Source organism: Paracoccus rhizosphaerae, from assembly GCF_026162645.1.
Classification (GTDB): Bacteria; Pseudomonadota; Alphaproteobacteria; order Rhodobacterales; family Rhodobacteraceae; genus Paracoccus; species Paracoccus rhizosphaerae.
Genome location: NZ_JAOTBE010000058.1, coordinates 1 through 21,098, shown reverse-complemented (window position 1 = coordinate 21,098; position 21,098 = coordinate 1). Strand labels below are relative to the sequence as shown.

General features: G+C 65.0%; 23 protein-coding genes and 1 tRNA gene. 13 read left to right on the top strand and 11 right to left on the bottom strand.

Annotation, left to right across the window (positions count from 1 at the left end):
• The first annotated feature begins 212 nt into the window (after positions 1–212).
• A complete protein-coding gene (locus OC184_RS15885) occupies positions 213–734 on the top strand; it encodes a DUF4893 domain-containing protein (protein ID WP_265508152.1) in 522 nt (173 codons plus the stop codon).
• On the opposite strand, the gene trpB is transcribed toward OC184_RS15885, so the two are convergent.
• From trpB to OC184_RS15865, 4 genes are all read right to left on the bottom strand, one after another.
• Positions 735–1,961 carry a tryptophan synthase subunit beta gene (gene trpB, locus OC184_RS15880; RefSeq protein ID WP_265508151.1) on the bottom strand — a complete coding sequence of 409 codons (1,227 nt, stop codon included), beginning with the start codon at positions 1,959–1,961 and terminating at the stop codon, positions 735–737. It abuts the gene before it with no gap.
• Positions 1,962–2,264: 303 nt separating this feature from the next.
• A complete protein-coding gene (locus OC184_RS15875) occupies positions 2,265–2,957 on the bottom strand; it encodes a COG3904 family protein (RefSeq protein ID WP_265508150.1) in 693 nt (230 codons plus the stop codon).
• A 47-nt stretch (positions 2,958–3,004) separates the two neighbouring features.
• The gene (locus tag OC184_RS15870) at positions 3,005–4,294 is read right to left on the bottom strand and encodes a hypothetical protein (protein ID WP_265508149.1); all 1,290 of its coding nucleotides are present in this window, start codon (positions 4,292–4,294) and stop codon (positions 3,005–3,007) included.
• Between the two features lie 59 nt (positions 4,295–4,353).
• Positions 4,354–5,172 carry a Crp/Fnr family transcriptional regulator gene (locus OC184_RS15865; protein ID WP_265508148.1) on the bottom strand — a complete coding sequence of 273 codons (819 nt, stop codon included), beginning with the start codon at positions 5,170–5,172 and terminating at the stop codon, positions 4,354–4,356.
• Positions 5,173–5,502: 330 nt separating this feature from the next.
• Here OC184_RS15865 and fni point away from each other — a divergent pair, with 330 nt between their 5' ends.
• The 6 genes from fni to OC184_RS15835 are packed head-to-tail and all read left to right on the top strand — an operon-like array spanning position 5,503 to position 11,424.
• Positions 5,503–6,585, top strand: a complete 1,083-nt coding sequence (gene fni, locus OC184_RS15860) for a type 2 isopentenyl-diphosphate Delta-isomerase (RefSeq protein ID WP_265508147.1) — start codon at positions 5,503–5,505, stop codon at positions 6,583–6,585.
• A gap of 29 nt (positions 6,586–6,614) precedes the next feature.
• Positions 6,615–7,343: a fatty acid desaturase gene (locus tag OC184_RS15855; RefSeq protein WP_265508146.1), complete on the top strand. Its 729-nt coding sequence runs from the start codon at positions 6,615–6,617 to the stop codon at positions 7,341–7,343.
• Complete coding sequence (locus OC184_RS15850) at positions 7,340–7,828, top strand: sterol desaturase family protein (RefSeq protein WP_265508145.1); 489 nt, start codon at positions 7,340–7,342, stop codon at positions 7,826–7,828. Before OC184_RS15855 ends, OC184_RS15850 begins: the two co-directional genes overlap by 4 nt.
• A gap of 22 nt (positions 7,829–7,850) precedes the next feature.
• Positions 7,851–9,014, top strand: coding sequence for a lycopene beta-cyclase CrtY (gene crtY, locus OC184_RS15845; RefSeq protein ID WP_265508144.1), 1,164 nt, complete (start codon positions 7,851–7,853; stop codon positions 9,012–9,014).
• Positions 9,011–10,513 carry a phytoene desaturase gene (locus tag OC184_RS15840; protein WP_265508143.1) on the top strand — a complete coding sequence of 501 codons (1,503 nt, stop codon included), beginning with the start codon at positions 9,011–9,013 and terminating at the stop codon, positions 10,511–10,513. The genes crtY and OC184_RS15840 overlap by 4 nt, the downstream gene beginning before the upstream one ends.
• Positions 10,510–11,424, top strand: a complete 915-nt coding sequence (locus tag OC184_RS15835) for a phytoene/squalene synthase family protein (protein WP_265508142.1) — start codon at positions 10,510–10,512, stop codon at positions 11,422–11,424. The genes OC184_RS15840 and OC184_RS15835 overlap by 4 nt, the downstream gene beginning before the upstream one ends.
• A gap of 4 nt (positions 11,425–11,428) precedes the next feature.
• Here OC184_RS15835 and OC184_RS15830 read toward each other — a convergent pair whose 3' ends face one another.
• Positions 11,429–12,316 (bottom strand): polyprenyl synthetase family protein, encoded by an 888-nt coding sequence (locus OC184_RS15830; protein WP_265508141.1) that lies wholly within the window; start codon positions 12,314–12,316, stop codon positions 11,429–11,431.
• Positions 12,317–12,937: 621 nt separating this feature from the next.
• Between OC184_RS15830 and OC184_RS15825 the strand changes: the two genes are divergently transcribed.
• The 4 genes from OC184_RS15825 (at position 12,938) to OC184_RS15810 (ending at position 14,309) form a co-directional block, all read left to right on the top strand.
• Positions 12,938–13,105: a hypothetical protein gene (locus tag OC184_RS15825; RefSeq protein WP_265508140.1), complete on the top strand. Its 168-nt coding sequence runs from the start codon at positions 12,938–12,940 to the stop codon at positions 13,103–13,105.
• A gap of 84 nt (positions 13,106–13,189) precedes the next feature.
• Positions 13,190–13,432: a BolA family transcriptional regulator gene (locus OC184_RS15820; RefSeq protein ID WP_265508139.1), complete on the top strand. Its 243-nt coding sequence runs from the start codon at positions 13,190–13,192 to the stop codon at positions 13,430–13,432.
• Positions 13,433–13,493: 61 nt separating this feature from the next.
• Positions 13,494–13,856, top strand: a complete 363-nt coding sequence (grxD, locus tag OC184_RS15815; RefSeq protein ID WP_265508138.1) for a Grx4 family monothiol glutaredoxin — start codon at positions 13,494–13,496, stop codon at positions 13,854–13,856.
• Positions 13,857–13,916: 60 nt separating this feature from the next.
• Entirely contained in the window at positions 13,917–14,309 is a 393-nt protein-coding gene (locus OC184_RS15810) for a hypothetical protein (RefSeq protein ID WP_265508137.1), read from the top strand.
• A 6-nt stretch (positions 14,310–14,315) separates the two neighbouring features.
• Here the strand turns inward: OC184_RS15810 and OC184_RS15805 are convergent, their stop codons facing one another.
• The 5 genes from OC184_RS15805 to lipA form a co-directional block, all read right to left on the bottom strand.
• Positions 14,316–14,930, bottom strand: coding sequence for a phage holin family protein (locus OC184_RS15805; protein ID WP_265508136.1), 615 nt, complete (start codon positions 14,928–14,930; stop codon positions 14,316–14,318).
• Positions 14,930–15,361: a DUF883 family protein gene (locus OC184_RS15800; protein WP_265508135.1), complete on the bottom strand. Its 432-nt coding sequence runs from the start codon at positions 15,359–15,361 to the stop codon at positions 14,930–14,932. The genes OC184_RS15805 and OC184_RS15800 overlap by 1 nt, the downstream gene beginning before the upstream one ends.
• 297 nt (positions 15,362–15,658) lie before the next feature.
• Entirely contained in the window at positions 15,659–16,900 is a 1,242-nt protein-coding gene (locus OC184_RS15795; protein WP_265508134.1) for a Hint domain-containing protein, read from the bottom strand.
• A 386-nt stretch (positions 16,901–17,286) separates the two neighbouring features.
• A tRNA-Leu gene (locus tag OC184_RS15790) sits at positions 17,287–17,370 on the bottom strand.
• Positions 17,371–17,453: 83 nt separating this feature from the next.
• On the bottom strand, positions 17,454–18,404 hold the full coding sequence (gene lipA / locus OC184_RS15785) for a lipoyl synthase (RefSeq protein WP_265508133.1): 951 nt from the start codon (positions 18,402–18,404) through the stop codon (positions 17,454–17,456).
• Positions 18,405–18,569: 165 nt separating this feature from the next.
• On the opposite strand from lipA, the gene OC184_RS15780 reads away from it, so the two are divergent.
• Positions 18,570–19,118 (top strand): peroxiredoxin, encoded by a 549-nt coding sequence (locus tag OC184_RS15780; RefSeq protein WP_265508132.1) that lies wholly within the window; start codon positions 18,570–18,572, stop codon positions 19,116–19,118.
• A 2-nt stretch (positions 19,119–19,120) separates the two neighbouring features.
• On the opposite strand, the gene OC184_RS15775 is transcribed toward OC184_RS15780, so the two are convergent.
• Positions 19,121–20,035 carry a hydrogen peroxide-inducible genes activator gene (locus OC184_RS15775; RefSeq protein WP_265508131.1) on the bottom strand — a complete coding sequence of 305 codons (915 nt, stop codon included), beginning with the start codon at positions 20,033–20,035 and terminating at the stop codon, positions 19,121–19,123.
• A 92-nt stretch (positions 20,036–20,127) separates the two neighbouring features.
• Here OC184_RS15775 and OC184_RS15770 point away from each other — a divergent pair.
• Positions 20,128–21,098, top strand: a 971-nt coding sequence (locus OC184_RS15770) for a catalase (protein WP_265508130.1), incomplete at its 3' end; no start/stop codon positions are given.

The window sequence follows — 21,098 nt, the reverse complement described above, 5'->3', positions numbered from 1 at the left end:
TCGGACCGATGGCGGGCCAGCCCTCATTATTGCAGCTCTGACGGCGTGCGTGGTCGTGGCGCTCCCGTGACGAACCTGGCCCATAATGCTTCCTTCCATTCCTGAAAAAGGATCGCACCATTAAACCGTGGGATCAAACAACTAGGGTCTGCGCCGCGCTTCTGTCGCTGGTCGCCACCTCAGCTGCTGCCTTCGGACCGGATCTGGGGCAAGTGATCCGCGCCGACGACCGTGATCGGCTGAAGCATCTGGACGAGGTCGCGGGACGGACGCTGCGATCGGCGCTGGCAATGGCGGATCCGGCCGATCTGGATGTTCTGGCGGCGGGATTGCGAGGCGCGCCCCTGCCTGTCGACAAGGCGGCGTCGATCCTGCCGGGCGAGTGGTCATGCCGGATGCTGAAACTGGGGCGGAACTTGCCGCTGGTGGTCTATCAACCGTTTCGCTGCCGGATCGGCGGCGATGGAAGTTTCCGGAAGCTGACAGGTTCGCAGCGCATTATCGGTCAGATTGGCATGCTCGAAGGACACCAGACCTATATCGGCACCGGCTTCATCGCCGGTGACGAACCGGTGCCTTATGGCAAGCTGCCCCAGCAAGTAGATCCCGCCGCCATCCCCCAGCGCGTCCCCGAGGTCGGCGTGGTCGAGGTCGTCAGCCCGACAGAGGCGCGCATCCTGCTGCCCCTGCCGGTGCTGGAATCTGACCTGAACCTGCTGCTTCTTCGCCGCTGATCAGGTCTTGATATCGACGCCAAGATGCTTGGCGACAGTGAAGATGTCCTTGTCGCCGCGCCCGCACATGTTCATCACGATGATATGGTCCGCTGGCAGATCAGGCGCAATCTTCATCACTTGGGCCAGCGCGTGGCTCGGCTCCAGCGCGGGGATGATGCCTTCGGTCGCGCAGCACAGCTGAAACGCCTCCAGCGCCTCGGCGTCGGTGATGCTGACATATTCGGCGCGGCCCATGTCCTTCAGCCAGGCATGTTCCGGGCCGATACCCGGATAGTCGAGGCCCGCGCTGATCGAATGGCCTTCAAGGATCTGGCCATCATCGTCCTGCAGCAGATAGGTGCGGTTGCCGTGCAGCACGCCCGCGCGCCCGCCCGACAGGCTGGCGCAGTGCTGCATGCGGTCATCGACGCCCTTGCCACCGGCCTCGACCCCGATGATGCGAACGTCCTTGTCGTCGAGGAAGGGATAGAACAGGCCCATCGCGTTCGACCCGCCGCCGATCGCTGCGACCACGGTGTCCGGCAGCCGACCTTCGCGCGGCATGATCTGTTCGCGGACCTCCTTGCCGATGATCGACTGGAAATCGCGCACCATGGCCGGATAAGGGTGCGGTCCCGCCACCGTGCCGATGCAATAGAACGTGTCGCGGACGTTCGTGACCCAGTCGCGCAACGCATCGTTCATCGCGTCCTTCAGCGTGCCGCGGCCCGAGGTGACCGGAACCACCTCCGCCCCCAGCAGGCGCATGCGGAAGACGTTCGGCGCCTGGCGCTCCACGTCATGGGCGCCCATGTAGACGATGCATTTCAGGCCGAACCGCGCGCAGACGGTCGCGGTCGCCACGCCATGCTGGCCGGCGCCGGTCTCCGCGATGATCCGCGTCTTGCCCATGCGGATCGCCAGCAGGATCTGGCCCAGCACGTTGTTGATCTTGTGCGCGCCGGTGTGGTTCAGCTCGTCCCGCTTCATGTAGATCTTGGCGCCGCCCAGGTGCTGGGTCAGGCGTTCTGCAAAATAAAGCGGGCTGGGACGGCCGACATAATGCGTCCACAGGTCGTCCATCTGCGCCCAGAATTCCGGGTCGGTCTTGGCACGCTCGTATTCGGCCTCGAGGTCGAGGATCAGCGGCATCAGCGTTTCAGAGACGAAGCGTCCACCATAGATGCCGAAACGGCCCTGTTCGTCGGGTCCGGAGGTGAAGCTGTTCAACAGGTCGTCGGCCATGGGATGCGCCTTTGGGTCAGGATCTGGGTATTTAGGCAAAGAAGAAGCCTGTTGCTGCTGTTCTAGACCTGTTTGCCGGCAGATTGAAGCTGCCAAAGAGGAAGGTGGCCTTTGGCAGGATGAGGGCGGTCCGGGAGGGCAAATCGGGCGCCGCCAGAGTCGTCAGCGTTCGTCGAACAATTGCAGTCAGGGGACGGATGCTGTGGTCGGTCATTCCAAGACGGGAAATGGGACTAGCGACATGCCTGCGACAATAATCGACAAGGTTCCGGCGATGTTCAGGTCGAGTTGTCTCGCCTAAAGTCAGTTACGTTCAGGCGGCGTCGTCAGGCTCAGCTCGGTCATCAGCTCTGAGCTCAGGATATTGATGTCGGAGGGCGGGGTGCGCAGCGCGTGGGTCATCAGGCGCAGATCCACGCCCATCTCGACCAGGAACTCCATGACGCCGGCCTGCGCCCGCTGCAGGTCACCGACCGCCATGAAAGCCGGAAGGACGGTGTTCTGTCCGAAGTAATGCTGGTGAACGCCGATCACACCGCCCTGCTCGACCTGACGGTCGAGGCCGCCGGCGAAGATATAGGGGCAGGCGGACAGGCAGACCGCCCCGTCGGCCACGCGGGTGGCATAGCCTGCGCCCCGGATCGTGCGGCCGATGGCCAAAGCGTCGGCGACCGAGCCGCCAGAGCTGTCCAGCGCCACCAGTCGCGCCTGGGGGCGGACGCGATCCAGCCAGGCGACGAAGCGGTCCGCATCGCCGGGGGCGATCTGGCCGATGATCTGGATCCGGTCTTCGTCCTCGGCGAATTCAAGCGTCTGCGGCATCTGGCGCATCGCGGGGGCGCCCGGACGCGCGGGATCACTTGGCCGCAGGTTGGGGCGATAGGGGCGCACGCTTGGCCCCTCGGCCGGCGGCGCGTAGAGACCGGGTGCCGCGGCACCGGGGGCGCGCACAACGTCCAGCCCGACGATGGCCCCTGCCATCAGCACCTGGGACACCAGGACCGCTTTGATCGCCCGCTGCGGCGACGAGAAGAGACCCACGGTCAGGCCCCGCCGTCGCGCGGCACCTCGAAGGGCCGGATGTGGGCTTGACCTTGCGGCCGGACCTGCGCGGCTTCAGCCTGGCGCAGCAGGTCGGATGCAGCGAGCGCGGCGCGCAGCTCTCCGACCGTCATCCGGTCATCGCTATGTCCCTCGCCCCGGCCCGTGCGGATGGCGGCCTGCACGACCATGATGATGAAGACCAGAACCGCCGGCAAAAGGTCGATCGAGATCGCCCCCGCCCAGGCCGGAACGAAGTTTCCGGCATAGGCGATCACCGCGTCGGCGGCCGACATGGGCGTATAGAGCGCCTCGTCCGGTGGCGGCAGTGCCATCACCTCGGATGCGCCGGTGGAGAGGGTATCGGCCCGCTGCGCGACCAGCGTCAACACGGCATTGATCGTGCTGGACTGGCCTGCCCGCATCTCTGCGGTTGCGCCGTCCAGTTCCGGCAGGACGACCGCATCGGAAAGATCCTGTGCGGCCCTGACGACCAGCGGCGCCGGATTCAGCTGGCGCAGCTGCGTGATCAGGCCCGCAAGCTCGACCGCGTCTTCCGAGAAGCGAACGGTGCGATCCTCAAGCGGTCCCGGTTCGACCGAGGTGCCGCGCATCCGTGACAGGATGGCGTTGCCTTGCGTGAAGGTATTCTCGATGGGCTCTCCAAGACCCAGCAGCTGCGCCTCGAGCGCCTGCAGCTCGGCGCTTTTCTGTGTCAGTACGCGAAAGACCGCGCCGCGTCCCGAAAAGCCTGACAGCGTGCCGCCGGCCTCCTGTTCGGACAGGTCCTGGAAGCTTTGCCGCACCCGTGCCACATCGCGTGACAGCGACTGGCCGGCGACCGCGTTCGCGTGCGCCCGCTCCAACGCCGACTGATAGTTCTGGACCGTCGTCGCCATATGGGTTTCGACTGCCGCGCCGCCGGCCAGCGCGGCGGCATTGAGCCAGGACGACATTGCGACAATTGCCACCGAACCCAAGGCCATCGTCAGCATCAGTCCGACCCGCGATGCGGCGCTTCGCACGGCGGGAAGCAGGCGCAGCAGATAGGACCAGAAGACGAAGATGCCCACGGACACCGCGATCGAGTAAGCCAGCGCTGCGAAGGTCGTCCAGAGGCCCGGATCGTCCAGCAGCGTCCGCACCCCCAGATAGGTGTAGATACCCGAAGCCGCCGACAGCACGCCCAGGGCGGTCGAGGTGAAGCTGTCAAGCCAGTCCAGGTGCCGCTCCAGCTCTCGTGCATAGCGGTCGCCGGCACGGTCGGTCGGCTTCGGGTCTGGATGGGCCATGCGGTCCTCGGGCGGTTGATGATGCTATGGCAGCAGATAACCGCGATCCGCGGCAATTCTCAGCCCCTCAGGCGCTGAGCCGCGGTCACGGTTTCGTCAGGCTTGCCGTGCGCGGCGCAGGTTTCGGGGATGTCGTCCAGGACGATCCGCTCCCCGGTGATGCTGGCCTGTTCCAGTCCTGCACGGTCCAGGATGCGGATCGCGCCGCGGCCGATGTCGACGATCCCCTCGGCGCGCAGCTGCGACAGGACCTTATTGACAGTTTGCCGCGAACATCCGGCGAAACCCGCCAATTCGGTCTGGCTGATCCGCACGTCGGGCACCTCGGACGTGCTCATCGACAGAAGATGAATCCGGACGCGATCCTCGGCGGTGTAGAACATCGCCACGGAATGCTGGCGGTTGTCCCGCGTCAGGCGTTCGTGGAAGATCGACGCCAGGTTGCGCAGAAGAAGCTCGGCCGACAGGTGGCGGACAAGCAGGCTTGCGTCAAAGGCCATCAGCGTCGTGTCGGGCAGCGCCGTGCAGGTCGCCGCGCATGTCTTGCCCGAAAACTGCTCGGCCTCGCCCATGACTTCGCCCGGAACGGCCAGATGCGCCATCACGCGGTTGCCGTTCACGTCGATGAACGTGACCTCGATCCGCCCTTTCAGGATCAGGTACATGCAGTCGGCCGCCTCGCCCTGCCGAAGGACCTCCCTTGCTCGGCGCAGGTGGACGATCTTCGCCTCGTCAAGAAGTGCTGCGAGGGCTTGGTCCGAGGCGCCCCGCAGCAGCGGGGGGCGCATGCGGCGCAACGCAGACAGCCAGTCGTTGCCGCTGGTCGGGCGCGCCGCGTCATCACGGCGATTCCTGCGTGTCTCAGCCTGTTCCGGCACGGTTCACCTATCCGTACAACCGGATGGTTTCACCAACTGACGACAAAAGGCAAGACACGCCGCGCATGGATGCGGCCTTCGCCAGATCGGGGGCTGCAATACCCGGCAACCACTCACGAAGGACCGCCCCCGATCTGCAAGATCATGTCTATCAGATCCTTTGGGCGGAGAGTGTCGTGCAGACGACAGATGCGCACATGAAGATTAATCTTCGTGAAACTTTCACAACCTCTGCAGCGCCGCAATCCCGTGCCTTCGCAGGTCGCACGACGGGCTGGAAAGTTCATGCGACACCGGCGACAGTCAGCGAAAGCACAGCAGGACAATGCCATGACCGAGATCTCGCGCCGCAAGTCGGATCATCTTCGCATCGTGACCGAAGGACGCGGCAGGCAGCACAGCCTCGCCTCGGGCTTCGACAAGGTCAGGTTCCTGCACGACGCCCTGCCCGAGATCGACCTGGACCAAATCGATTGCTCGACCCGTTTCCTCGGGCGCGACATGTCGGCGCCGCTTCTCGTCTCGGCCATGACGGGTGGCCCCGATGAGGCCGAGCGGATCAACCTCCACATCGCCGAGGCTTGCGGCCACCTTGGAATCGCGCTGTCGGTCGGGTCGCAGCGGATCGCGGTCGAATCGGGCGCCGCGGGCGGGTTGGGGCGGCAATTGCGGGACCTTGCGCCCCATATCCCCATTCTCGGCAATATCGGTGCCGTCCAGCTGAACTATGGCTTCGGCCTTGACGAGGCACGGCGCGCGGTCGAGATGATCGGCGCCGACGCGTTGTTCCTGCACCTGAACCCGTTGCAGGAGGCAATCCAGGAGGGCGGCGATCGCAACTTCTCTGCGCTGCTGCCGCGGATCGAGAAGCTGGCCTCGGCCCTGCCCGTCCCGCTTGGCGTCAAGGAAGTGGGCGCCGGGCTGTCGGTCCATGCGGCCCGGCGGCTGCTGGATGCAGGCGTGTCGATCCTGGACGTCGCCGGCGCCGGCGGCACCAGCTGGGCGCGGGTCGAGGCCGAACGCGGACCCAACCGTCTGCAGACCCTGGCCGCGCCATTCCACGACTGGGGCATCCCGACCGCGGATGCGATTCGCGGCATCGCCCCGCTGATCGGTGCGGGGCGAACGCTGATCGGCTCGGGTGGCGTGCGGCATGGGCTGGACGTCGCACGCGCCCTCAGGCTGGGCGCCGACCTGGCCGGCCAGGCGGCAGGCGCCCTGCCCGCCGCACGCGCCGGGTCCGAGGCGCTTGTCGCCCACCTGTCAGACGTGATCGCCCAATTGCGGATCGCGATGTTCTGCACCGGATCGCGCGACCTGGCGGCGCTGCGCCGCGCGCCACTGCTGCAGGCCGGGCCCGGTGGCCAATGGTCGCAACCGGCAGGACTGGAACAGGACGACGGGGCGGTCTAGGCTGTCGTCCTACGCAGCAGGAGTTTCGGATGTCCGGACGGAAGCCTGGCACAACTGGCGACACGATCGTCAATCTCGGCCTTTGCGCCGCGATCCTGCTCTGCTGGCTGGTCCTGCACGTCTTCACGCTGTGGTCGCTGGATGCGGCCGCGCATCCGCTGCTGGCCGTGCTGTGCCTGACCGGGCTGACCTGGCTGTCGGTCGGGCTGTTCATCATCGCGCATGACGCGATGCACGGGTCTGTGGTGCCGGGGCGGCCGGGCGCCAATGCGGCGATCGGGCAACTGGCGCTGTGGCTCTATGCCGGGTTTTCGTGGCGCAAGCTGATCGCCAAGCACATGGCGCATCATCGACATGCGGGCACCGACGACGATCCCGATTTCGGTCACGGGGGTCCCGTCCGTTGGTACGGCAGCTTCGTCGCCACCTATTTCGGCTGGCGCGAGGGGCTGCTTCTGCCGGTGATCGTCACCACCTATGCGCTGATCCTGGGCGATCGCTGGATGTATGTCGTCTTCTGGCCGGTTCCGGCCGTTCTGGCGTCGATCCAGCTTTTCGTCTTCGGAACCTGGCTGCCCCACCGTCCGGGGCATGACGATTTTCCAGACCGGCACAATGCCCGTTCGACCGGCATCGGTGACCCGCTGTCGCTGCTGACCTGCTTCCATTTCGGCGGCTATCACCACGAACATCACCTGCATCCGCACGTGCCGTGGTGGCGCCTGCCCCGCACCCGCAAGACCGGAGGCCGCGCATGACGCAGTTCCTCATTGTCGTGGCGACAGTCCTCGTGATGGAGCTGACCGCCTATTCCGTCCACCGCTGGATCATGCACGGCCCCCTGGGCTGGGGCTGGCACAAGTCCCACCATGAGGAACACGACCATGCGCTGGAGAAGAACGACCTCTATGGCGTCGTCTTTGCGGTGCTGGCCACAATTCTCTTCACGGTCGGCGCTCTCTGGTGGCCGGTGCTTTGGTGGATCGCTTTGGGCATGACGGTCTATGGGTTGATCTATTTCATCCTGCACGACGGGCTGGTGCATCAGCGCTGGCCGTTCCGCTATATCCCGCGGCGGGGCTATTTCCGCAGGCTCTATCAGGCCCATCGCTTGCACCACGCGGTTGAGGGGCGGGACCACTGCGTCAGCTTCGGATTTATCTACGCGCCCCCGGTGGACAAGCTGAAGCAGGACCTGAAGAGGTCGGGCGTCCTGCGCCCCCAGGATGAGCGTTCGTCGTGATCGCCTGTCCCGGCGTGGCCGCATGAAAGCCGACGTGCTGCTGGCAGGGGCCGGCCTTGCCAACGGGCTGATCGCGCTGGCGATCCGGAAGGCGCGGCCCGACCTTCGGGTGGTACTGCTGGACCGTGCGGCGGACGCCTCGGACGGGCATACATGGTCCTGCCACGACACCGATCTTGCGCCGCACTGGCTGGACCGCCTGAAGCCGATCAGGCGTGGCGACTGGCCCGATCAGGAGGTGAGGTTTCCGGACCATTCGCGCAGGCTGCGGGCTGGATATGGCTCAATCGACGGGCGGGGGCTGATGGGTGCGGTGACCGAAGCCGGCGCCGAGATTCGCTGGAACAGCCGGGTGCAAGACCTTGACGCAGACGGCGCCATGACCGCTGGCAGCCGCGTCACGGCCCCATGTGTCATGGACGGTCGCGGCGCGCAGCCCTCCCCGCACCTGGCCGTGGGATTCCAGAAGTTCGTAGGTATCGAGATCGAGACCGACAGCCCCCACGGCGTCCGTCGCCCGGTGATCATGGACGCGACGGTTCCCCAGCAGGACGGCTATCGCTTCATCTACCTGCTGCCCTTCACGCCGACACGCATCCTGATCGAGGATACGCGCTATAGCGACGGCGGCGATCTGGATGACGACAGCCTCGCCGCGGCCTCACACGGTTACGCCCGTGTCAAGGGTTGGACAGGCGTTGAAGTCAGGCGAGAGCGTGGCATCCTGCCCATTGCGCTTGCGCATGACGCCGAGGCTTTCTGGGCGGACCACGCAACGGGCGCGGTCCCGGTGGGGCTGAGGGCCGGTCTGTTCCACCCCGTAACGGGCTATTCCCTGCCCTATGCGGCGCAGGTGGCAGACGTTGTCGCAGGTTTGGCCCGACGGGACCGGCTCACGACCGACAGCCTGCGCATGGCGTTGCGCGACTTTGCGTTGGCGCGGGCGCGGCAGGACAGGTTCCTGCGGCTTCTGAACCGGATGCTGTTCCGGGGCTGCCCGCCTGACCGCCGATACACGTTGCTGCAGCGCTTCTATCGCATGCCCGAGGGCGTGATCGAACGCTTCTATGCCGGTCGCCTGACGCGTGCCGACCGCCTGCGCATCGTCACCGGCAAGCCCCCCATCCCCCTGACCCGAGCGTTCCGCTGCCTGCCCGAGCGCCCCCTTCTGCAGGAGAATGCATGAACGTCCCCACTGCCGCCAGAACCGCCATCGTCATCGGCGCCGGGTTCGGCGGGCTTGCCCTGGCGATCCGGCTGCAGTCGGCCGGCATCCCCACCACGCTGATCGAGGCGCGAGACAAGCCGGGCGGGCGCGCCTATGTGTGGCACGATCAGGGCCATGTCTTCGACGCGGGACCGACCGTCGTCACCGACCCGGATGCCCTGCGCGAACTGTGGGCGCTGACCGGTCAGGACATGGCGCGCGACGTGACGCTGCTGCCTGTCTCTCCGTTCTATCGGCTGCAATGGGCGGACGGAAAGGTCTTCGACTATTTCAATGACGGCGCCCAGCTCGAGGCGCAGATCCGTCGGTTCAACCCTGACGACCTCGAGGGGTATCGCAAGTTCCACGACTATGCGGAGAAGGTTTACGAGGAAGGCTATCTCAAACTGGGGACGACGCCGTTTCTCAAGCTGGGGCAGATGCTGAACGCCGCGCCCGCGCTGATCAAGCTCGAAGCTTATCGGTCGGTCCACAGCATCGTCGCGCGGTTCATCAAGGACCCGCACCTGCAACAGGCGTTCTCGTTCCACACGCTGCTCGTCGGCGGCAATCCCTTTTCCACCAGCGCGATTTATGCGCTGATCCACGCGCTGGAACGTCGCGGCGGTGTCTGGTTCGCCAAGGGCGGCACCAACCAGCTGGTCGCGGGCATGGTTGCGCTGTTCGAACGGCTTGGGGGCCAGATGATGCTGAACGCCAAGGTCGCCCGGATCGACACCGACGGCCCGCGCACGATCGGCGTCACCCTTGCCGACGGCCGCAGCCTGAGCGCGGACATGGTCGCCAGCAACGGCGACGTCATGCACAACTATCGCGATCTTCTGGGCCATACCCGGCGCGGGCGCACCAAGGCGATGATACTAGGCAAGCAGCGATGGTCGATGTCGCTGTTCGTGCTGCATTTCGGCCTGTCGAAGATGCCAGAAGGCTTGGCCCATCACAGCGTCCTCTTCGGCCCGCGCTACAAGGAACTGGTGAACGAGATCTTCAAGGGGCCGAAGCTGGCCGATGATTTCTCGCTCTATCTTCACTCGCCCTGCGTGACCGACCCCAGCCTGGCGCCGCCGGGCATGTCTACGCACTATGTGCTGGCGCCGGTGCCGCATCTGGGCCGGGCGGACGTGGACTGGGCAACGGTCGGGCCGGCATATGCCGAACGCATCCTGGCCAGCCTGGAGGAGCGGATGATCCCTGACCTCCGCAAGAACCTGACGGTCAAGCGGATATTTACCCCCGCGGATTTCAGCAGCGAACTGGCGGCCCACCATGGCAGCGCCTTTTCGGTCGAGCCGATCCTGGCGCAGTCGGCCTGGTTCCGCCCCCAGAACCGCGACCGCAGCATCCGCAACTTCTATATCGTCGGCGCTGGCACCCATCCGGGCGCGGGCATTCCCGGCGTCGTCGGCAGCGCCAAGGCCACAGCGCAGGTCATGCTGGCCGATGCGGCCCTCGCATGAGCGAGCTTGTCGACACCTCGCATCAGGCGATCGCGCAGGGCTCGCAGAGCTTTGCCGCGGCGGCGAAGCTGATGCCCCCCGGCATCCGGGATGACACCGTGATGCTCTATGCGTGGTGCCGCCATGCCGATGACGTCATCGACGGGCAGGTGCTGGGAGACCGGCCGGAGCTGATCGACGATCCGCAGGCCCGGCTGGAGGATCTGCGCCGCCAGACGGTCGGGGCGCTTCACGGAACGGCAAGGATGACGCCGCCCTTCGCCGCCCTGCGCGAGGTTGCCCGGCGGCACGACTTTCCGGACCGCTGGCCGCTGGACCTGATCGAAGGGTTCGCCATGGACGTCCAGGACCGCAGCTATCGCAGCCTGGACGACGTACTGGACTATTCCTACCATGTGGCCGGCGTGGTCGGCGTGATGATGGCGCGCGTGATGGGCGTCAAGGACGACGCGGTGCTGGACAGGGCCTGCGACCTGGGACTGGCCTTCCAGTTGACCAACATCGCGCGTGATGTGATCGACGACGCAGCCATCGGCCGCTGCTATCTGCCCGCCGATTGGCTGGCCGAGGCGCAGGCGAAGGTCGACAGCCCGATCCCCTCGGCCGAGCTTTACAGCGTCATCATCCGCTTGCTGGACGCGGCTGAGCCGTATTACGCGTCGGCGCGGGTCGGTTTGGCGGCATTGCCGCCACGCTGCGCCTGGTCGATCGCCGCGGCGCTGCGCATCTATCACGCGATCGGCACACGGATCAGGCAAGGCGGCCCCGAGGCGTATCGCCAGAGGATCAGCACGTCGAAGGCCGCGAAGATCGGGCTGGTGGCGCGTGGCGGCCTGGATACGGCAACGTCGCGGCTGGCCCGCCGGCCGGCACCGAGAGAGGGGCTTTGGATTAGGCCCCGCGGGGCCTGACCCGTCAGGCGCTGTCGCGGACGGCGTAAGGCAGCACACGCTCCAGAAGCGCTGCGATTTCGGGGGCGCGCAGCCGGCGGTGGTTCAGCATCGCATCCAGCTGCGCACGACTGGCCTCGTAGTGACGAGAGACGTGGTGCATGTCGCCGACCGCCAGCAACCCGCGTTCGGGGCCGGGCGCCTGACGGTCGCGCCCGGTGGTCTTGCCGACGGATTCTGGCGTGCCGATCACGTCCAGCAAGTCGTCATAGGACTGGAACACCCGGCCCAGCTGACGTCCGAAGGCCACGACCTGCGCACGCTCTTCCTCGTCATAGCCCTCGATCACCGCCAGCATTTCCAGCCCGGCGACGAAGAGGACGCCGGTCTTCAGGTCCTGTTCAAGCTCGACTCCGGGCCGGTCCTTGTCGCTGTGCAGGTCCAGATCCTGCCCTGCGCAGAGCCCCTGCGGACCCAGGGCGTCAGCCAGAATGCCGACCAGGCCGGCCCGGACCTGCGCCGAGGCGCCGCGCGCCGCAGCCAGCACCGACATCGCCTCGGTGATCAGCGCGATGCCAGCCAGAAGCGCGCGGCTTTCGCCATGCGCTACATGGGTCGCCGGCTGCCCCCGCCGCAGCGCCGCATCGTCCATGCAGGGCATGTCGTCGAAGATCAGCGAGGCTGCATGCACCATCTCGATCGCGGCAGCTGCGTCGACCAGCGCGTCGCTGACCCCGCCCGAGGCGTCGGCCGCCAGCAGCAGAAGCATGCCCCGGAACCGCTTGCCCGGCGACATCGCCGCATGCTCCATGGCTGCGCCAAGCTGAGGCGATACGGCACCGAACCGTCCGGCGATCTGTTGCAGGCGCGTCTGGAGCAGGTTCTGCAGTAACGGATTGGCGTCTCGTCTCATCAGGGCCTTCGCGCTTGGATTCCTGTTGGAAAGATCGGCATGGACATCGGGCCCCCGCTCCGTCGTCCACAGTCCTTCCCCTGCATGGCATGGTGAAGTGGATCGACGCCGATTGCGAGGATTTTTCCACGCGGCCGTGGGTCGCGCGGCAATATGTCCGACCGCTGCATCATCGGGCGGTCATGCCTCGCTTTCATCGGGACCTGCAAGCGGCGCAACGACGGCGCCGGCTGAAGATGCCTGTACAAAACGACAGGAACCATTTCCTGTGCCTCCGGCGCATGATGGCTTGGGTTGTAACAGCAGCCCCTGTAGTTAGGCCCAAGTACGTGATCGGCGGCAACCTGCCTGCCGACCACCTGTTGAGGAGTTCACCATTGATACGGTCCATCGTTCTTCTGTTAGTCATCTCGACCGCCGCCTGCACTCCGGCGCCCAAACCTCACGTCGAATGCTCAACCATCGGGTGCACCAGCAGCTTCGTAGAATATACCCCCTGACACCGTGTCAGGCTTGGCGCCATGTGGCCATCACCATTCTTACTCAGGAACCATCGCAGCCACTCGGACGTCTCTAGATGACTAGCCGGCGCGTCCGGCGAATTATTCCAAGGAGCTGGACATGCGTATCCCTGCAATAGGACTTTGCGGCGTCATCCTGTTGATGGCGGCCTGTGGCGATACTACGGCCGAACGTGCAGCGACCGGCGGCGTTGCCGGCGCGGTGGTCGGCGGACCCGTCGGTGCGGCCGTCGGCGGAACGATCGGCGCCACGACCTCGGCGCCTTGACGCCCGGCACGCACCGATCCCGAGAGCCTTGCGGCGGTGCCGGCCATCCCCTACATCTGATCCGAAAGACAGAAGGATCACCGAATGGCGATGGAAGCGCATGACATCGAGGCCCTGATCCGGGCTTCGTTCCCGCAGGCGAAGATCACGATCACGGATCTTGCGGGTGACGGGAACCATTATGCTGCCGAGGTCGTGGACGAGAGCTTTCGCGGCCTGAACCGGGTCCAGCAGCAGCGCGCCGTCTATGCCGCCCTCAAGGGCCGGATGGATGGGCCGTCGGGCGACCTGCATGCGCTTGCGCTGACGACGAAGGCGCCGGACTAATCTTTCGAACGCTGTTACCCAGCCCGCCACCGGCGGGCTTTCGACCAAAAGGACCGCCCAGATGAGCGACGTGAAAACCCGGATTCAGGACCTGATCGACAGCAATGATGTTGTTCTGTTCATGAAGGGGACCAAGGAAATGCCGCAATGCGGCTTCTCGAGCCGCGTCGCCGGCGTGCTGAACTATATGAGCGTCCCATTCCGCGACGTGAACGTGCTGGCGGATGGCGATGTCCGCCAAGGCATCAAGGACTTCTCGGACTGGCCGACGATCCCCCAACTCTACGTCAAGGGAGAGTTTGTGGGCGGCTGCGACATCATCACCGAGATGACGCTGTCAGGCGAACTCGACCAGCTTCTCAGCAATAAGGGCGTGTCCTTCGACAAGGCTGCCGCCGACAAGATCCGCGAAGCCAACGCCTGAGCTCCGGCGTTTCTCGACTATTTTCTTGATATCTACACCTTAGGGTGGAAGAATTCAGGAATGGCGGGACATGAATACACCTTCGTGATCCACGAGCGGGATCACTTCGTAGCGCGAGACATGGGCAAAGGCCTCATGAACGCGTCCCACGGCTGCAATGTGTTCCACTGTCCCACCGCTTCCCCCTGCCCCGCAGAGCTTTTGACCAGCGACTGTGTCAAGGTGCTGATCACTGGCGCCTCTATTTCCGAGGTCGGTGATCTTCCCGTTGCGAAGCCGTGGTTGGAATCGGGTTGGCCGCTTGTCCTCCGGTTGGGCTTCGACACTGTCGACTCGATTTATGCGCGGGGGTGGCATGTCCTTGTGGCGCCGTTCAATTGGGACGACCTGAGTGGCTTGGTCGACCGCCTGAAGGCCGACCGCCGGTGGAGGCTCAAGGGGCAGCCTGCTTAGCAGACCTTAATGCCGTCGCCGCAGGTCGTGGTCGCGACGCCGTTCCTGGATCTTCGCAGCCAGCGTTATGCCGAGCGCGAATGCCCCGATCAGCTTGCCGGTCATCGCTGAAGGTGCAAGCGGGTGGTGGGCGCGGTCTGCCGATGCAGGCGACCCTGTCGATCCAAGGCCCACGGAGCGGAGCGTACCGGACACCCTGCGTTCGGCGTCTTCAGCCATCTGGCCTGCACGGCTGCTCGCCTCGTCGATCAGCGCATGGGCACGCTCTTCGGCCATGTTGGCTATCCGCAGCGCCTCGCTCCGCGCACGATCGACGGCAGCATCAGCCGCGAGAGAGGCGCGAGCCTGGACCTCTCGCTTGAGGTCGTCGGTGGTCGGCATCTCATGCCTGCGACGCGAGGACAGCACAATCAGCAGTCCCGCAATGACGGCGAGACCGGCTCCAATCGAAAGTGACGCCAGCGCCGCGCCCCATTCCAACGTGTCGGCCAGAAACGACCAGAGCGCGGCAAGCAGAAAGCCGCTTGCCACCAAACCCACGACCGCAGCCGCAACCTTCAGCGCGGTACGACGTGCCGCGTCGCCTGCCGCCAGCTGCACACGCCTGGCGAAGTCGAACATCAGCGACGCTGCAGCATCAGACCGACGAGGAAGCCGACGCCGGCGGCGATACCCAAGGCCTGCGCCGGATGGCGACGGATGACGTCCGAGAGTTCGTCATAGCGATCTTCGGCATAATGGGCGACATCGCGCGCCGTCTGCTGACCGCTGTCATAGAGCCGCTCGGCCTGCTGGCGCGCCCGCTCGGCATATTCCTGGCCGGCATCGCGTGCGCGATTGGCATAGTCGCGGCCCGCATCCAGCGCGTCGCCCGCCAGCGCCGCCCCGCGATCGGCAAGGCGATCGGCCCCAGAGTTCCGCGACAGGTCGCGTGCCGTCCGGCGCACATCCTCGGCGATGCGATCGGCCCCGTCCTTCAGGTCGCGGGTCGCCTCGTCCACGGCAGCGTTCGTGTCGCGCTTCATGTCGTCAGTGGTGGAATTCTGTGCCATATTTATGTCCTTCGATCGGTGTCGTTTCACCTTCCGAGAAGAACAAGAAGCTGGACAAATCGTTCCCTATCGGTGGGCATTCTTCTGAAATCGAATGCCATTCGCGACCACTATTTTTCGGCTCTCGGTCATCGCGGCGGCGGGTGCGTGATCGGTGTGCATGGGCGGGACGTTCAGGTTGACCCGGGTACCCTGAAGGGCGTGTACAGCAGTTTCATGCGCCCCGGCTGCGACCGGGGCGGACCCTCGCACATTGATCAGGAACAGCCCCTGCAGGGCTGCTTCTGGGCCGACTTGCTATCCGACCAGGCGTTTGTCGTTCCAGAGGTGGCGCATGGCTAGACGCCGGCCCATCCGGCCCGAGGCCAGCGCACGCACTGGATCCGCCGTGAAGTCGGGGTCGCCAAGTTGCGGGAACAGCGTGAAGATCTCTTCCTGCGCGTCCTTGCCAACGCTTCTGAGGGCCTCGGGTCCAGTAAAGAGCGACTCGGTCTCGGCACCATTCGAGGTCACCACCTCATGGCGGTCGAAGAGGAAGTGGTGGTACTCGACCTCAGCCATGTCTTCGGCAATGTCGATTCCGTCGAGCATCACGAGCTTCTTCGCCGCCACCAGAACCTCATGGGTCGAGAACATTCTCTGCGCGATCCTCGAACGCACGAGGATGCGGTGCTGCGGAGAGACGTGGAGGTCCGCAGACGGGATGTTCTCACCCAGGGCTCCGGCCCTGATGCGGACGGGCCGCAGGGCGGGCTTCAACAAAAGAGCGGCAGCCGTCAGCTTTTTCGACCCGGTCCAGCGCACGGGCTGGAGGCCGTTGTCGCGGGTTTCGACCAGATCGCCGACGCGCAGGTCTTCAACAGCCACCAAGCCCCGGCTTGTCCGGATCAAGGTGCCGGTGACGAAGCAGAACAGCTCGTCTGGCGGAATGACGTCGGTCCCGTCCTCGTTCAGCGTCCCGGAAATCGCAACCGTGTTGAGGTTCGACTGAACGGTGGGCAGGATGCCGTTCAGCGTGGCCGCAACAGCCGGGCCTGCGACGGGAACGGCCTGAACCTCTGCCACCAGCTCGTCCGCGACGGAGGAGATCGGCGCCGTGGCCGACACCGGCGATCCGAGCACATTGACTGACAGGGTCGCACTGATGTGGTCGTCGTCCAGCGGCTCGTCGCTGACGAAGTAATAGTTGCCCCCGGCAGTGACGACCGACCCGTTGATCGGATTGATCACGGCGGTGACATCCAGCACCCCCGGAACCCCGACGTTGATCGTGCCGACATTGGTGATCGTGCTTGTGCCCAGGTAGGTGTATTGCGTCGGGTTGACGGTCACGTTGCCGCTTCCGTCTACGTCGACCGTCTGAAAGGTCTCACCATTCTCAAGCGTGGATGCGCCTGCCGCGTCGGGGTCACCGACATCGTACTGGTCGAATTCCTGCCCCGGGCCGTAGATGTTCACCAGATCGGTGGCGTTGATGGAGACGACCCCACCCGTTCCGACCGAGATCAAGCTGCTGTCAAGCAAGGTCAAGTATGGCATGTTTCACCTGTCTGCAGACGCATACCGAAGCATCGTCGAGGGTAAGGCCGATCCGGGATTCGGCACATGAGGTCCACATGCCGAAACCGTCCCGAAGCTGTTCGCGCAAAAATAGTTAATATGCGCGTGATTCTACCTTAGGCAGAATGAACCACGATCTTCAAGAAGTTCTGCACATTCGCACAAGCCGAATGCCGCGAGGCCTGAGCAGTGCCTCGGTCGCGCTAATTTTATCCGCCACGTCACGGTTTGACTTGAAATGGCATGACTGAATGTATCAGTGCCCGCGCCGGCTGATGAAAGCCATGCAGGTCGATAGACGCGCCCGGTCCGGCGACTCGTGGCCAGAACTACTTGCGCGATCGGATGTGGAAGTCAGAAGAGCGTGGTAGGGGCGGTCGGACTCGAACCGACACTCATTGCTGAAACGGATTTTGAATCCGTCGCGTCTACCATTCCGCCACGCCCCCGGCGCTCTTCCGGAAGGCCCTGTTGGGGCCTATCCGACGCGTAATTCGGCGCTTGCCTTTTTGCAAGGGCCAAAGCGATGGCGTCAGCCGCGCCCCAGTCTGGCCAGACGGGCGTCCCGCAGGCGCGCAAAGTCATCGCCGGCGTGATACGAGGATCGGGTCAGAGGCGTCGCCGAGACCATCAGGAAGCCCTTGCCATAGGCCGCCTTCTCGTACCCTGCAAATTCCTCGGGCGTGACAAAGCGGTCGACGCGATGGTGCTTGGCAGTGGGCTGCAGGTATTGGCCGATGGTGATGAAGTCGATGTCGGCCGCGCGCATGTCGTCCATCACCTGCAGGACGCCCTGACGATCCTCGCCCAAGCCGACCATGATGCCGGACTTGGTGAACATGGTCGGGTCCATCTCTTTCACCCGCTGCAGCAGACGCAGCGAATGGAAGTACCGCGCCCCCGGACGCACCGACGGGTAGAGGCCGGGAACGGTTTCCAAATTGTGGTTGAAGACGTCGGGCCGCGCCTCGACCACAATTTCCAGCGAACCGGGCTTGGACTTGAGGAAGTCCGGCGTCAGCACCTCGATCGTCGAACTGGGCGAGCGGTGGCGGATCGCGCGGATGGTCTGAGCGAAATGCTCGGCCCCACCGTCATCCAGATCGTCGCGATCGACGCTGGTGATCACGACGTGGTTCAGACCCAGCTTCTGGACGGCATGGGCCACGCGCCCCGGCTCGAACGCATCAAGCGTTTGGGGCTTGCCGGTGGCAACGTTGCAGAAGGTGCAGCCACGGGTGCAGATCTCGCCCATGATCATCATGGTGGCGTGTCCCTGGCTCCAGCATTCGCCGACGTTGGGACAGCCGGCCTCCTCGCACACGGTCGACAGCCTGTTCTCACGCAGAAGGTCGCGGGTCTGCTTGTAACCGGCCGAGGTGGGCGCCTTGACCCTGATCCAGTCCGGCTTCTTGGGCTGGGCCTGGTCGGGACGATGCGCCTTTTCCGGGTGACGCTGATCCGGGATCCTGAGGTCGCGCAAGGGATGTTCCTTTCGGTCGCGGTTCAGGCAGAAATAGCCTTTTCGCAGGCGCTTGGCAACGCATGGCAGGGTTGCTTCGCCAGCGGCATTGCCCTTGCCGCAGTGCAGCGTTAGGAACCGGTGCGGGAGGAGTTGCCGCCACCGCTGATATCCACAGGAGCTCTGATGAAGACCGGATCGAAATTGCCAAACGTCACCTTCCGCACCCGCGTGCGCGACGAATCCGTCGGCGGCCCGAACCCGTTCCGCTGGCAGGACATGACCACCGCCGATTATTTTGCCGGCAAGCGCGTTGTCCTGTTTTCGCTGCCCGGCGCGTTCACCCCGACCTGTTCCACCTATCAGCTTCCCGGCTTCGAGAAGGCTTTTACCCAGATGAACGAGCTGGGGATTGACGCGATCTACTGCATGTCGGTGAACGACAGCTTCGTCATGAACCAGTGGGCCAAGGCGCAGGGCCTGGAAAACGTCACCGTCATTCCGGACGGTTCGGGCGAGTTCACGGACAAGGTCGGCATGCTGGTCCGCAAGGACAACCTGGGCTTTGGCGCCCGCAGCTGGCGCTATGCCGCCGTCATCAACGACGGCACGGTCGAGGCGTGGTTCGAAGAGCCGGGCCGTTGCGACGATTGCCCCGACGACCCCTACGGCGAAACTGCACCCGAAGCGGTCCTGGCGTGGCTGCAGAACGCTCGTGTATCCGAGCCCGCGTAACCCTAGGCGCCGTCGTCGCGCAGCAACGGCTGCGCGGCGGCGGTCATGACGGCGGCCAAGTTGTCGAACCAGCCCGCTGCGGGCGTCGAAGCCCGCCGCATCAGAACCACCTGCCGCGCGGGTTCCGGAATTGGAAAGGCTACTGTCATCAGCCCCGGTGCCGCGGCCAGTTCTGTCCGGCGGGCGATCTGCGGAAGGAAGGTCAGCCCTATCCCTTGCGCCGCCAGGCGGCACAACGTCGATAGCGACGCGGCCCCCATGTCCAGTCGGCTGGAGCGCCTGCCAAGGCCGCACACCTCGAGCGCCTGATCACCCAGGCAATGCCCCTCGTCCAGCAGCAGCAACTGACCGGGGTCCAGCATTGCGGGCGACACCGCGCTCGGCCCCATGTCAGACAGCCGCTGCGCACTGCCCGCCAGCAGGAAGCGATCCGTGAACAGGGGAACAGCGGCGAAGCTGTCATCCTCGGGCGGCGAGGCCACGACGATCGCATCTAGCCGGCCCTTGGCAAGCTCGTCCAGCAGGCGGTCGGTCACCGCTTCCCGCAGGTGCAGGTGGCGATCGATGTCGCGGGCGCGCAGCAACGGCAGCGCCTCGGGCAAAAGATAAGGCGCGACGGTCGGGATCATCCCCAGCATCAGGCGGCCACCCTGCCCCGGCTGCCGCATCCCCTGTTCCAGCGCGCTCATTTCGGCAAGGACACGCCGTGCGTGCCGTTCCAGCGCCCGACCTTGGGGGGTCAGCACGATCCCCGCCGGGGTCCGCTCGACCAGCCGCGCCCCTACCGCATCCTCGAGCGCACGGATCTGCATGGACAGGGCCGGCTGCGTGATATGGGTCGCCTCGGCCGCTCGAGTGAAATGCGCTTCCTGAGCCAGGGCAAGGAAATAGCGCAGTTGGCGCAGTGTAATGTTCATCAGATTTCCTGATCTTAAGCAGCAGCGGATCCGATTTCGCGTTATACATCCCGTGGCGCATCTTCAAGTCGGGCAACTCTTGAGGAAACGACATGACCCAAGATAACGCCGCCCTACCGCGCATCACGACGACGGCAGGCGCGCCCGTAGCGTCGAATCAGAACAGCGAGACCGCCGGGGTAAGAGGGCCGCTGCTGATGCAGGACCATCAGCTTCTGGAGAAGCTGGCCCACCAGAACCGCAAGCGCATCCCCGAGCGCGTCGTCCACGCCAAGGGCTGGGGCGCCTTCGGCACGTTCACGGTGACGAACGACATCACGCAGTACTCCTGCGCCTCGATCTTCGCCGAAGTCAGCAAGACGACCGAGATGCTGGCCCGGTTCTCGACCGTCGCCGGAGAGCAGGGCGCGGCCGACCATGAACGCGACGTTCGCGGCTTTGCGCTGAAGTTCTACACCGACGAGGGCAACTGGAACGTCGTGGGCAACAACACCCCCGTGTTCTTCGTGCGCGACCCGCTGAAATTCCCGGACTTCATCCACACGCAGAAGCGCCACCCGCGCACCAACCTGCGCAGCCCGACCGCGACGTGGGACTTCTGGGGCCAGCAGCCTGAATCGCTGCATCAGGTGACGATCCTGATGTCGGACCGCGGTCTACCGCAGGACCTGACCTTCATGAACGGCTATGGCAGCCACACCTATTCGTTCTGGAACAAGGACGGCGAGCGGTTCTGGGTCAAGTTCCATTTCAAGACCCGACAGGGCCACCGCCACTATACCAATGGCGAGGCCGCCAAGATCATCGGCCATACCCGCGAGGGCTATCAGGAGGCGCTGTACGGCAAGATCGAGCGCGGCGAGCATCCGCGTTGGAAGATGTTCGTGCAGGTCATGCCGGAACTCGACACCGAAAAGACGCCCTGTGACCCGTTTGATCTGACTGGACCTGCACCTGTTCCGTTCCGGTCTTCTGAGAGCGATGCTCTCTTCAAAGGAGACAGGATATGGCAGCGACACACAGCGAGGAGTTCAAGCGTGATGCGGTTCGCATCGCGCTCACC